Here is a 12,324-nt window from a genome sequence, read left to right as displayed (position 1 = left end):
AGGAACGACTGTGGTTAAACCGTTCACCCGGATTGCAGTTGCCGGCGCATCCCTCGCCTTGGTCTGCGCTGGATCTACGCCAGCCTGGGCTGCGGATGTGGAAGTTCAGTGGGAAAATAAGGTGATATCCCTTTCTGCTGGGCGAGGCGACATGGCCTTCCACGACGATGGTGACGTTTTCGAGGTCTGTGACACCAAAGCGGATGGCGCGGGTGTCACTGGCTCTGTGTACGAGAGGGACCCCGTAACGCTGAATGTCAAGAAGGTCCGGTCCGTCAGTGATGGTGGAGACGCTGGCTGCGGCAAGATCAGCGACTACGACGTCGGCAGATGGCAGATCTACATGCTCCTTGACAGCCATGCTGCTGGTGTACCCTCCGTAAAATCAGGGTGGTTCACCGAGTAAGCCACAGCGTCAAGGCTAACTTCAAGTGGGGGCTTGTCCCGTAAACGATTTCGGATCCGATGCGGCGGGGCCGGCCGTGGGGACTGCCCCTGGAAGACCGGGGTTTGCTGGTCGCGCGTACTGGCGCACCAACCTCACTCTGCGCCAACTCGCCCCGCTGTTCGGCGTCTCGAAGTCAGCGGCCGACCGGATCGTCGATCACCTCGGACCAGCTCTCGCCCTCCAGCCCCGGCGACGGTTCCGCAAGAACACCGTGCTCATCGTTGGGTGAATGTCCGCCAGGGTTTGGCGGGTTGGAACTCGGCAATTGTTCCGCAGCATACGGGGCAGGGGGAGATGTGACTGAAGACCCAGAGCGTCGACAGAGGTCCGAACGGGCATCGGCCATCGGATGTGTGATGGGGTTCGCACTTCTGGTGGCAGCGGTCGCATGGACGATGATCTTTGGTCGCTAGCGTGTGTTCGGTGAACTCGCTTTGACCTAAACCTGGTGCCACGGGTGGCCCTTTCGCCCCACCCGTGGCTCGGCGGCCATCCCGTACACATTGGCCAGCGCGTTCGGCCCTTGGTCGAACTCCTCGTCGGTCAACGTGCAGCCCATCCGCTCACGCAGCACCTTCCGTGCGGCAGCCACACGTTCTGCGAGCTGGTCTGCGGTCAGCCGCTCGGCAGCCAATTGCTCGACGAGCTGCCCAACCCTAGCGTCTGCGCCCGTTTTCACCGGCCGGTGTGGACAGACCTCCCGGCCTTGACGCCGACCAGGAACGATGCCCAGGGGCTCGCGCCGAACACGAGTATCGGGCTGTGAGGGAGCTTGCTGTCGCGGACCGGGACTGTGCCGGGGCAGTTTTCGGCGACCTCGAGGCAGTTGTTGGCTCCCCCGTCGCTGTAGCTCGACTTGCGCCAGGTGGGCTTCATGATCTGTGCTCCTCCAGTACGTCCCGGATGAACGTCTGCGAGTCCGACGGGGACAGCGCCAGATCCCGCAGCAGATCGTAGGACAAACGGTGGCGCAGGACAGCTTCCGGATCGTCCGACAGCAGACCACTGCTGTCTCCTTCCGTGTAGGCCGCTGCGCTTCCGTCCTCCTGCCAGAGCAGAGTCAGAGACCCCTTCCCCATGAGGGGATGTACCCCAGCGGAGAACGGCAGTACCTGCACGGCGACATTGGGCCACTGGGCCACGGCCTCGATGTGCAACAACTGGCCGTGCCAGATCTCCGCGTTGGCCGAGGGGCGGCGAAATGCGGGCTCGTCGATGATGAAACGGGCGCTGGGCGTCGGCTCCTTCCGCAGCAGAAGCTGCCGTCCCAGGCGTGCGGCCACCTGTTCTTCGACGTCATCGCTGTTGTCTGCCGTTGTCTGGGGCCCAGACAACACCTCTCGGGCGAACTCCTCTGTCTGCAACAGTCCAGGCACGTCCGGCGTGTACACGCGCAGGATCCGAGCTGTCGCCTCCAGCTCCATGTATCTCTTGTACTTGTTCTTGAAGGCGTCGAGCTGGGCCATCCTCCAGAGGGTCACCAGCAGATCACCGGACCCGTAATAGCAGTCCAGATCCTCCATGACCGCCCGCTTGGAGAGCCGTTCTCCCTTCTCCAGGCGGCTCAGGTAGCTCTTGTCGTACCCGGTGTCGTCGGCCAGGTGCCCCAGCGATTTCCCCGCCTGCTCCCGCAGGAACTTCAGTGTCCGGCCGAGCACACCCCGCCCGGACTCCCGCTCCCCGTCAACCACTTCGCCCACGTCACCCCTCACCGTTGCCTGGAGCGCCAGGCAACACCTGACCCCTTCCGCAGCGTACGGGCAACCAGTGACGATGTGAGCACGAACGGTGATCACCGCTCGTCGCCCCCCTGCTTCCCCCTGCCCTGAGAAGGGACACCCCCGTGCGCCTGCGTCTGTTCGCCGCCGGACTCTGCGAGTCACTCCTGCTCACCCTCGTACGACTCCTGCTGCCCGCCCGAGGGCGTCACCGAGCCATCACCCCGGCCCTGCGGCCGGCGCCCCCGCCCGCGCACACCCTCCGCCCCCTCCCCGTGGAGCCCCTCGTCATGGACACCCCCCTGGTCCGCCCGTACCTCCACTCCCTGGAGATCTACGTATGAGGCTGCTCCCCTGGACCGGCTCCGACGGCAAGCCCTGCTACCTCAGCACCGACGACCCCGACAGCCCGCTCTCCCGGCTCGCCGACGATCTCGAAGCCGCTCAACTGGCCTCCGCCGAACACGTACGCGCCGGCGCCAAGGCCGTACTCCACGACCCCAACGCCGGTGAACGCGCCCTGCGTTTCGCGCTGACGCGGGCCGTGGAGTCCCTGGGCGACGTGTTGCGCGTGGCGGTCAGTCGCAGTAGCGGTAACCGATAAAGCGGGACATGACTCCCGTCCAGCTGTCAATGTCCTGTCATACCCATCAGTAGCGCAAACACCTGCCCCTGTTCTGACATCTTCACTGCCGTCACTGAACCGCAAGCAGGAGTGAGCCCCCCACATGCGTCTCATTCGCACGTCAACTCTCAGGAAGGCGGGCGCAGTTGCCGCTTCCACCGCCCTCGCCATAACCGGTCTGCTGGCCGGCGCGGGCACCGCCTCCGCCGGGCCCGCCGGGGCCACCAACATCCGGGGCGTCGACCCCGGTGACACCGACCGGATGATCGAGCGGCTGTGCGGTCAGGAGACCAGCCTGACCGGCGTCTACGGCGCCCTCAACGTCGACACCGGTGAGTTCAAGACCCGCGACGAGTACCTGCGGGACGTCTTCGGGCTGTGGAAGCCCGCCGGGCCGTGGGAGCTGTTCCGCGGCTGGTGCGGGTACGCCGAGGCCTCGACCTGGTCCATCAAGGGCGACACCGTCCGGACCTCCCGCTGGATCGGGAACAAGGGGTCCGCCGACGACAAGGAGACCTTCGTCAGCAGCTACAGCACCAAGACGTTCGCGAAGAAGAGCGTCGGCGGCACCATCAGCCTCTCCCTCGCCAAGAGCATCTTCAGCGGAACCGTGGGCGGCAGCGCCGGGTACGAGTGGGGCTGGGAGAAGGAGTCCAAGTTCGAGACCCGGAGCGAGAAGACCATTCCGCCCTGTCGGCAGGTGGCTGTCACCTGGACTCCGTACCAGCGCGTGGTGCGTGTGAACCCCGTCTTCCAGGTGGAGGACTACCAGTGGGACAAGGGGGACGGGGAGCGGACCGTGCACAGCTGGCGGGACCGGGGCTACCAGACGATCTACTCGCACGGGTACTACATCGACGGCATCTCCGACAAGCTCCTGCCCAGCGGCCAGCCCGACGGCCGTGAGGACAAGGTCGAGGAGAAGCTCGACCCGGGCTCCTGCACCAAGTAGGGCACACACCCCGGCAACCTTTCCGTGTGGGGCGGCGACTGGTCAGCGGTCATTCCCCCACACGGATCGGATCGCCGTATGAGTGAGCCGCGCAGCAAGGCCCGTCATCGTCACCGCAGAAGCCGCACCGCCCTGGCCGTCACGGTCCCCCTCGCCCTGACCGCCGCCGGCACCCTCGCCTACGGCACCGACCTCGGCGTCCTGGACGGCACCGGCCGGCAGGCCTCCGCCGCTGCCCCGGCCTGGGCCGCCGACACCGCCGACGGGTTCGCCTCCGTCAACTCCCTGGGGCAGAACGGAACGTACGGCGGGCGGGACGGCAAGACCGTCACCGTGAAGACGCAGGCCGAGCTGGAGAAGTACGCCACCGCCGCCGAGCCGTACGTCATCGTCGTCGCCGGGGCCATCACCATGAACCCCGTCGGCAAAGAGATCAAGGTGCAGTCCGACAAGACCATCGTGGGCCAGGGGACCTCCGGGCACATCGTCGGCGGTGGGTTCTTCCTCGGCCAGGGCGTGCACAACGTGATCATCCGGAACCTGACCATCCGGGACGCGTACCAGGGCGTGTGGAACGACAAGGACCATGACTTCGACGCCGTCCAGATGGACGGCGCGCACCACGTGTGGATCGATCACAACGATCTGCGGCGCATGGCCGACGGGCTCATCGACGTCCGCAAGGACTCGACGAACGTCACCGTCTCCTGGAACAAGCTGAGCGACAACAACAAGACCTTCGGCATCGGCTGGACCGAGAACGTCAAGACCGACATCACGATCCACCACAACTGGATCCGCGAGACCGAGCAGCGTAATCCGTCCACGGACAACGCCGCACACGCGCACCTCTACAACAACTTCCTCGAGGACGCCGCGAACACCTCCATCAAGTCGTCGTACGGCAACTACTCGCGCGGCGCGACGAAGATGGTCCTGGAGAACTCCTACTTCCAGGGCATCAAGAACCCCGTCATCAAGGACAGCGGCGCCGCGATCGTGCAGCGGGGGAGCGTCTTCTCCGGGACCAGTGGAAGGAACGAGAGCGGCGGGGCCGCCTTCGATCCGAAGGCCTATTACCCGTACACCCTCGACCAGGCCGCCGACATCCCCGCCATCCTCCGGTCCGGTGCCGGGCCCCGTTCCTCCATCGGTACGACGGCCGCCTCCACCAAGGCCGCCGCCGCAACCACCCTCACCGTGGCCCAGGACGGCAGCGGCCAGTACCGCACCGTGCAGGCCGCCGTGAACGCCGTGCCGGCGAACAACCCCTCCCGCGTGGTCATCGCCGTGAAGCCGGGGACGTACCGGGAGCTCGTCAAGGTGCCGTCCAACAAGCCGCACGTCACCATCCAGGGCACCGGCGGCAGCCGCAAGGACACGACCATCGTCTACAACAACGCGGCCGGCACGCCCAAGCCCGGCGGCGGTACGTACGGCACCGGCGGCAGCGCCACCGTCGCCGTCGAGGCCGATGACTTCCAGGCCCGGAACCTGACCATCTCCAACGACTTCGACGAGAAGGCCAACCAGAGCCTCAGCGGGCATCAGGCCGTCGCCCTGCGGACCGCCGCCGACAAGGTGTTCCTGGACGGGATCATCGTCAGCGGCGACCAGGACACACTGCTCGTCGACACCGCCGCCAAGGACCGGCTCGGGCGCGTCTACGTCAGCAACTCCTACGTCGTCGGCAACGTCGACTTCATCTTCGGACGGGCCACGGCCGTCGTCGACAAGTCCGTCATCACGCTGAAGAAGCGCTGGGACGGAACGTCCGCCGGTTACGTCACCGCGCCGAGCACCGCCGCCAACCGCAAGGGCATCCTGATCGCCAACTCCACGGTGAACGGCGATGTCTCGGCCGGGAGCTTTTACCTCGGCCGGCCCTGGCACGCGGGCGGCGACGCCTCCCTCGATCCGCAGACCACGGTCCGGAACACCAGCCTGAGCAACGCGGTCAAGTCGACCCCGTGGACCGACATGAGCGGCTTCTCGTGGAAGGACGACCGGTTCGCCGAGTACAAGAACAGCGGTGCGGGTGCGGGCGGCGCCGGCAGCAACCGGCCGCACCTGAGCGATGCGCAGGCCGCCGGCCAGGAGGTCGCGGACTGGCTCGCGGGCTGGACGCCCTCGGCGTCCTGACGGCTCCCTTCCGGGTCCGGCTGACAAGCGGCGCCGGACCCGGAAGGGTCACCATGCCTCGAGAGAGGCTTACTGCTTCCAGGCGTAGTGCAGCCGGTCCAGGCCGCTCTGGTTGTTCACCGTCAGGCTGAGGTTCGTGCCCGTGCCCTGGAGCGTGGTGAGGGAGTAGGTGTCACCGTTGCGCAGGCCGGGCCAGTAGACCGAGCCCAGACCCAGCTCCCGGATGGTGTCGGTCGCGGCCTGTATGTACGCGATCTCGTTGGAGGTGCCCACCGGGCCGTTGTAGTCCAGGCCGGTGGTCATGGAAGCGCCGAACTCGTCGAGGATCGTGCGCGAGGCACAGTCGCCGATGCGCGACTTGAAGTCCGCCTTCCACTGGTCGACGCTGGTCCAGTCGGTGTGCCAGAAGCCGTAGTTGTGCAGGGCCAGGCGGGTGCCCTTGAGGCGCGGGTCGGCGCAGACGGGCTTGACGTCCTCGCTGTACTTGTAGCCGCCGATCAGGATCCGGTCACGGGGCACGTTGCGGTGGGTGTTCACCCACGTCGCGGCGATGTCGGTCCACTCCTGGGCGGTGTAGCCGAACGGCTCGTTCATCGGCTCGAAGTACACCTTGGAGTTGCGGGCGTAGGCGGAGGTGATCCGCGCCCACATCTGGTCCCAGGATGCCTGATTGTCGATCTTGCCGTCCTTGGCGTTGTCGGCCTCCCAGTAGCCCAGGATGACCTTGAACCCCTTGGCGGTGGCGGCGTCGATCGCGCCCCGGTACGACTTCCAGAAGGGGCCGTTGACCGAGGTCGGGTTCACCGGGAGCCGGACGGTGTTGGCGCCGAGCTTGGAGAACCCGCCGATGATCGCCTTGGACTTGGCGTAGGTGGTGGCGTAGCCGTCGGTGGTGGACAGGCCCGAGGGCACGACCGCGTCGTCGGCGTAGTTGTCGCGCGGGTCGGCCCAGTTGACGCCCTTGAAGTCGCTGACGGGCGGCGGTGTGGTGGGACGGGAGGCCGGCGAGGCGGCAGCGGGGGAAGCGAGCGCTCCGCCGAATGCCGTGACGCAGGCCAGCAGTGCCCCCACGCAAGCTGTCCCGCGATGGTTCTTTTGAGACACGACATCCCCTTCTGAGCATGTGCGAAGGTGAGCAGCCCGTAGAAGGACCGCTCAGTGGAGCACGAAACTAGAAGGGGACTCGAACAGAGGTCAACACATCTGCACACAAAGTTTCACCCAGGGATGGGTTCGGGGCCTGGGAGGCGGTGTGGTTCAGCCGCCCACCGACAGCCCCGAGCCCGACAGCCGCACCCGGATGCCGTCCTCCTCCACCCGCACGTCCTCCAGCTTCACGTCCCCCTGCTCCGGCTTCGGCAGTTCGAACGCCAGGGCGAGACGATCGGCCAGGACCGGGCGGGTCAGGCCCGACAACTCGCCGAGGAGGTCGGGGTCGAGGCCCAGGCGCTTGAGCACCTCGGGATTGTTCAGGGCCAGGTCGATGAGGTTGAGGCGCTCGGCCTGGCGCGCGAAGCGCGGGGAGCCGGTCAGCTCGGCGAGCTTGCCGTCGTCGGCCAGGGCCTCGTTCACCGTCGCCTCGGGCACGCCCATGCGCTGTACGATGGCCGGGACCGAGAGCAGCGCCTTGGCCTTCTGGGTCTCCCGGGCCAGGTCGGCGGAGGCCTTGGGCGTCAGATGCAGTCCCTCCGAGGCGCGCTTGCCCGGGCGGTAGGTGGCGAGGTCGCCGATGTCCAGGCGCATGCCGCCGATCTCCGTGGCGATGCCCCGCTCCCCCTGCCGCTGGATCCGGGCCTCGGCCCGCAGCTTCAGGTTGTGCCCGGCGACCGGCAGGGTGCCGCGCGCCCGCACCCGGTCCCGGCCCTCGCCGGTGAACGTCACCTGCGAGGCACCGAGTTCGCGGTTGAGGTCCGCGAAGGACAGCATGACGTCCCCGTCGAACCGGGGGACGTCGGCGCCGCGCACGGAGGTCAGACCGTCGGCGTTCAGCCGTACGTCATGGGCCGTGGCCGACACCTTCGCCAGCGAGACCCGGTCGGCGGCGACGTCCGGGACGGTCACCTTCACCGACTCCAGCCGTTTGTCGGCGAGTTGGGTGAGGAAGGGGAAGCCGCCGATCTCCACCTCGGGCGCGGCGGCCAGGTCCAGGCGGTCCTTGAGGGTGTCCGCCGCCCGGTGCTCGGCGTACAGCACCGCCCAGCGGTCACCGAGGGCGGCGAAGGAGGCGAGAACGACCAGGCCCACCACCGCCTTCACCGCGAGCGGCAGCCCGGCGAAACGATTCTTTCGACGCCGGCCGCCGCGACGGTGGTCGGGCGGCGACCACTCCGGCTCCTGCTCGTCCCGCTGCTCGGCGTCCTCGCCCAGGAAGTCCTCCAGAGGGGTCGCCTCCAGAGGCCCGTCGTCGAGTGCGCCGAGTTCCTCGTAGGGGTTGTGGGGCTGTTCGGAGCGGTCGTCGGGATGATGCGTGTCTATGCGGTGGGGGGTGCGCATCGTCTCATCCGACCATGCGCACCGCCCCACCTCGCAACCTGAACCCCACCTATGCGATTTACTTCACGATCGTGATGCGGTCCGCTTTGGGCGGCGCGATCGGGTTACCGGCCGACGAGTTGGCCGTCAGGTACTGCTCCAGCGCGGCCAGGTCGTCGAGGCCCACGACGTCGTTGGTGCCCTGACCCAGCGTCGGGAAACCGTCGCCGCCGCCCGCGAGGAAGCTGTTCGTCGCGACGCGGTAGGTGGCCCCCGGGTCGATGGCCGCACCGTTCAGCTTGATGCTGTCCGTGACCACTCGGTCGGCACCGGACTTGGTGAGGTCCAGCGTGTAGGTCAGGCCCGACGACACCTGGAGAACCTTCGGCGCCGCCGCGTTCGGCCCGGTCACCTGCTCCTTGAGGACCTGGATCAGCTGCGCGCCCGTGAAGTCCTGGAGGTTCACGGTGTTGGCGAACGGCTGGACCGTGAAGCCCTCGGCGTAGGTGACGACACCGTCGCCCTCGGCGGCCTTGGCCGCATACGTCAGGGGTGCCCGGATACCGCCCGGGTTCATCAGCGCCAGGTCGGTCTCCGGGTCGAGCTGCTTGCCGTACGCGAGCTGGGCGTCGGCGATCAGGTCGCCGAGCGGGGACTCGGTGCCGGTGTTGCCGATGTCGCCGGAGATGTAGCCGATCGGCTTGTTGCCGATGGGCGCGGCCAGTGTGTTCCACTTGCTGATCAGCTCGGTCATGTCGGGCGCCTTGGGGACGTCCCGGGTGACCACGCGGTTCGCCGACTTCACGGCCGTACGGGCGATGTCGCCGGTCTTGCGGTCGTAGGTCAGCGTGGTGTCGGTGTAGAGGCGGCCGAAGGACGCGGCCGAGGTGACCATGCGGGGCTTGCCCGACGGGTCGGCGATCGAGCACACGTACGCGTTGTGGGTGTGGCCGGTGACCAGCGCGTCCACCTGCGGCGTGACGTTCTTGGCGATGTCGACGATCGGCCCGGAGACGCCGTCGCCGGCGCCCGGGGAGTCACAGTCGTAGTTGTACGACGTCGACGCCGGGAAGCCGCCCTCGTGGATGAGGGCGACGATCGACTTCACGCCCTGCTTCCGCAGCACCTTCGCGTACTTGTTGATCGTCTCGACCTCGTCCTTGAAGGCCAGGCCCTTGACGCCCTCGGCGGAGACGATGTCCGGGGTGCCCTCCAGGGTCACGCCGATGAAGCCGACCTTGACGTCCTTCTTCTTCCACACCCAGTAGGGCTTGAGGATCGGCTTCTTCGTCTTCTCGTCGAGGACGTTGGCGGCCAGGTAGGGGAAGTCGGCGCCCTTGAACTTCTTGTCCGTGTAGCAGCCGTCCTTCGGGTGGCAGCCGCCGTTCTGCAGGCGGGCCAGCTCCCCCGCGCCCTCGTCGAACTCGTGGTTGCCGACGGACGTGACGTCGAGGTCGAGCTTGTTCAGCGCCTCGATGGTCGGCTCGTCGTGGAAGAGCCCGGAGATCAGCGGGGAGGCGCCGACCATGTCGCCGCCGGCGGCGGTGACGGAGTACTTCTCGCCCTCGCGGGCCTGCCGCAGATGCGTGGCCAGGTACTCGACGCCACCCGCGTCGATGGTCTTCGTCGTACCGTCGGCCTGCTGCTCGGTGACCCGCCCTGAGGAACCGGCGGGCGGCTCCAGGTTGCCGTGCAGGTCGTTGAACGACAGGAGCTGGACGTCCTGGTAGCGGCCGGGCCAGTGACCGCCCTTGCGGTGGTCCTCGCCGGCGGTCGCCGACCCCGGCAGCCCCGCGGCGGCCAGCGCGCCGACGGTGACGACACCGGCGGCGAGAGCGGCGAAACGGTTCGTACGACGTCTACGGCGCTCCTGGTGCACCGGTGCCGGTGAAGTGGCTGGCATACGCCCCCCTGTCGGGTCTGCAGTTGTGTCTGCTGCTGGGTCTGCTTTTGTGTCTGCTCGGACGGTGATGTCGTCCGGCGCAGCCTAGAGTCAACGCGCGTAGCGCGACAGGTGTTTCGTGGTTACAGCTGGGTTGCTTCTTTGCCGCCGATTTGCCGGTGGGGCGCCGTACCCTCGTACGCATGACCAGCGACGACACCGTACGGCCCGGACGCCCCCGCTCGATCGAGACCCTTGCCGCGCTCTCCGCCGAGCAGACCGAGGCCGTGCTCGGACTGCTCGCCGACGCCGCCCGGACCGACGGGCAGCAGGCGGTGTCCGAGCAGGGCCGGTTGCAGTTGCGGGGCGGGGAGCGGGAGGGCGTGGCCCATCTGCTGCTCACCGTCGACGGCGAACTCGTCGGCTATGCCCAGTTGGAGGACACCGACCCGGTGGAGCCGCCGGCCGCCGAGCTGGTCGTCCACCCCGGGCATCGCGGGCAGGGGCACGGGCGGGCGCTCGGGTCCGCCCTGCTGGCCGCCTCCGGCAAGCGGCTGCGGGTGTGGGCGCACGGCGGCCACTCCGCCGCCCGGCATCTCGCGCAGGTCCTCGGCCTGACCCTGTTCCGTGAACTGCGTCAGATGCGCCGCCCGTTGACGGACTTCGACGCGCCCTGTCCGACGCTCCCCGAGGGCGTCACCGTCCGCGCCTTCGTCCCCGGCCAGGACGACGCGGCCTGGCTCGCCGTGAACGCCGCCGCCTTCGCCCACCACCCCGAGCAGGGCTCCCTCACGCAGCGGGACCTCGACGACCGCAAGTCCGAGCCGTGGTTCGACCCCGCCGGTTTCTTCCTCGCCTTCCGCGGCGACGAACTCGTCGGCTTCCACTGGACCAAGGTCCACGCCGAGGAGGGCCTCGGCGAGGTCTACGTCCTCGGCGTCGGACCCGGCGCACAGGGCGGCGGCCTCGGCAAGTCCCTCACCACGATCGGCCTGCGGCATCTGGCGCGGCAGGGCCTGCCGACGGCGATGCTCTACGTCGACGCCGACAACAAGGCGGCCGTGACGGTGTACGAGCGGCTGGGCTTCGAGACGCACGAGGTGGATCTGATGTACCGGACGGAGACCTGAGCCGGGCTCGGGCTCAAGGCCGCCGCGCCCACGACGGACGCCAGGTGTCTCCCTCGGTCGGGCGTGGGCGCGTGGCCAGCAGGTGGTCTCGGAGGGCGGCGAGGCCGGGATGCGGGTTGTCCGTGCGCCAGAGCAGGCAGTGCGGGTAGACCGGCATCGGGTCGCGCACGGGGACGAGGCGCAGGTCGTGGCCGGTCGGCCAGACGAGCGGGGTGCGTTCACTGAGGAACGTCGCCAGGGTCGGGGAGCCCGCGATGGTGTCGAGGAGGGCCTCGATGCCGAAGTTGGGGCCGATGGTGTCGATGGTCGGGCCGAAGGTCGCGGCGAGTTCGTCGTAGTACGCGGCCCACTCCGTGCCGGGCTCGTTGCCCGGCATCCAGATCCGGTGCCCGGCCAGTTGCGCGGGGACCACCGAGGCGGCCCGGGCGAATTCGTGGCCGGGCCCGACGCACAGCCGCAGCGGCTCGTCGAGGACCGGGACGGCTTCGACGCCCTCGGGGAGCCGGTGCCCGGGCATGGTGACAGCACGGAACGTGGCGTCGACGGCCCCGTCCCGCACGGCGGCCAGGGCCGTGTCCGCGCCGTACAGCGTGACGACGTCCAGGGCGATCTCCGGATGGGCCAGGTGGAAGTCCCGTACCAGTCCGGCCGTGGCGACCCGGCGCCCCACGACGTCCACCCGTAGCGCCCGGTCCCCGGGACGCACGGCGGCCAGCGCCCGCTCCTCGGCCTGGAGCAGGGCCCGGGCGTGCGGCAGGAGCGCCTGCCCGTCGATGGTGAGTTCGGCTCCCCGGGCCGTGCGCACGAGCAGCCGCACTCCGAGGTCCTTCTCCAGCGCGGCGATCCGCTTGGAGACGGCCTGCTGGGTGAGGGCCAGATCCACGGCGGCCTTCTGGAATTGCCCGGAGTCGGCGATCGCTATGAAGGCCCGTACGGCTTTGAGGTCCACGACGGC

At 68.4% G+C, this 12,324-nt stretch carries 12 protein-coding genes and 1 pseudogene; 7 read left to right on the top strand and 6 right to left on the bottom strand.

Going from position 1 to position 12,324, the window contains the following annotated elements; all coding sequences use genetic code 11:
• The first annotated feature begins 10 nt into the window (after positions 1-10).
• Positions 11-406 (top strand): hypothetical protein, encoded by a 396-nt coding sequence (locus AC07DF_RS26755; protein ID WP_478976389.1) that lies wholly within the window; start codon positions 11-13, stop codon positions 404-406.
• Positions 407-456: 50 nt separating this feature from the next.
• A pseudogene (locus AC07DF_RS26750) lies at positions 457-671 on the top strand (helix-turn-helix domain-containing protein); the annotation flags it as partial.
• Positions 672-1,123: 452 nt separating this feature from the next.
• Here AC07DF_RS26750 and AC07DF_RS26745 read toward each other — a convergent pair.
• Both AC07DF_RS26745 and AC07DF_RS26740 read right to left on the bottom strand, forming a co-directional pair.
• Complete coding sequence (locus AC07DF_RS26745; protein WP_478976386.1) at positions 1,124-1,324, bottom strand: DUF397 domain-containing protein; 201 nt, start codon at positions 1,322-1,324, stop codon at positions 1,124-1,126.
• Complete coding sequence (locus AC07DF_RS26740; protein WP_478977900.1) at positions 1,321-2,148, bottom strand: helix-turn-helix domain-containing protein; 828 nt, start codon at positions 2,146-2,148, stop codon at positions 1,321-1,323. Before AC07DF_RS26740 ends, AC07DF_RS26745 begins: the two co-directional genes overlap by 4 nt.
• Positions 2,149-2,291: 143 nt before the next feature.
• Between AC07DF_RS26740 and AC07DF_RS26735 the strand changes: the two genes are divergently transcribed.
• From AC07DF_RS26735 to AC07DF_RS26720, 4 genes are all read left to right on the top strand, one after another.
• Positions 2,292-2,510 carry a hypothetical protein gene (locus AC07DF_RS26735; protein ID WP_478976383.1) on the top strand — a complete coding sequence of 73 codons (219 nt, stop codon included), beginning with the start codon at positions 2,292-2,294 and terminating at the stop codon, positions 2,508-2,510.
• Complete coding sequence (locus AC07DF_RS26730; RefSeq protein WP_478976380.1) at positions 2,507-2,770, top strand: hypothetical protein; 264 nt, start codon at positions 2,507-2,509, stop codon at positions 2,768-2,770. The genes AC07DF_RS26735 and AC07DF_RS26730 overlap by 4 nt, the downstream gene beginning before the upstream one ends.
• Positions 2,771-2,894: 124 nt before the next feature.
• Positions 2,895-3,743, top strand: coding sequence for a hypothetical protein (locus tag AC07DF_RS26725; RefSeq protein WP_478976377.1), 849 nt, complete (start codon positions 2,895-2,897; stop codon positions 3,741-3,743).
• A 78-nt stretch (positions 3,744-3,821) separates the two neighbouring features.
• Positions 3,822-5,885, top strand: coding sequence for a pectinesterase family protein (locus tag AC07DF_RS26720; protein WP_478976374.1), 2,064 nt, complete (start codon positions 3,822-3,824; stop codon positions 5,883-5,885).
• 69 nt (positions 5,886-5,954) lie between these two features.
• Here AC07DF_RS26720 and AC07DF_RS26715 read toward each other — a convergent pair whose 3' ends face one another.
• The 3 genes from AC07DF_RS26715 to AC07DF_RS26705 form a co-directional block, all read right to left on the bottom strand.
• Positions 5,955-6,989, bottom strand: coding sequence for a glycoside hydrolase family 5 protein (locus AC07DF_RS26715; RefSeq protein WP_478976371.1), 1,035 nt, complete (start codon positions 6,987-6,989; stop codon positions 5,955-5,957).
• A gap of 153 nt (positions 6,990-7,142) precedes the next feature.
• The gene (locus tag AC07DF_RS26710) at positions 7,143-8,378 is read right to left on the bottom strand and encodes an LmeA family phospholipid-binding protein (protein WP_478976368.1); all 1,236 of its coding nucleotides are present in this window, start codon (positions 8,376-8,378) and stop codon (positions 7,143-7,145) included.
• Between the two features lie 58 nt (positions 8,379-8,436).
• Complete coding sequence (locus tag AC07DF_RS26705; RefSeq protein ID WP_478976365.1) at positions 8,437-10,260, bottom strand: bifunctional metallophosphatase/5'-nucleotidase; 1,824 nt, start codon at positions 10,258-10,260, stop codon at positions 8,437-8,439.
• Positions 10,261-10,442: 182 nt separating this feature from the next.
• Between AC07DF_RS26705 and mshD the strand changes: the two genes are divergently transcribed.
• Positions 10,443-11,369 carry a mycothiol synthase gene (gene mshD / locus AC07DF_RS26700; protein WP_478976362.1) on the top strand — a complete coding sequence of 309 codons (927 nt, stop codon included), beginning with the start codon at positions 10,443-10,445 and terminating at the stop codon, positions 11,367-11,369.
• A gap of 13 nt (positions 11,370-11,382) precedes the next feature.
• Here the strand turns inward: mshD and AC07DF_RS26695 are convergent, their stop codons facing one another.
• A complete protein-coding gene (locus AC07DF_RS26695) occupies positions 11,383-12,318 on the bottom strand; it encodes a LysR family transcriptional regulator (protein ID WP_478976359.1) in 936 nt (311 codons plus the stop codon).
• Positions 12,319-12,324: the final 6 nt, after the last annotated feature.

This window comes from Streptomyces sp. NPDC044719 (genome assembly GCF_056433405.1).
The sequence above is the reverse complement of the archived record's forward strand: the minus strand, read 5'-3'. Positions and strand labels throughout refer to the sequence as shown.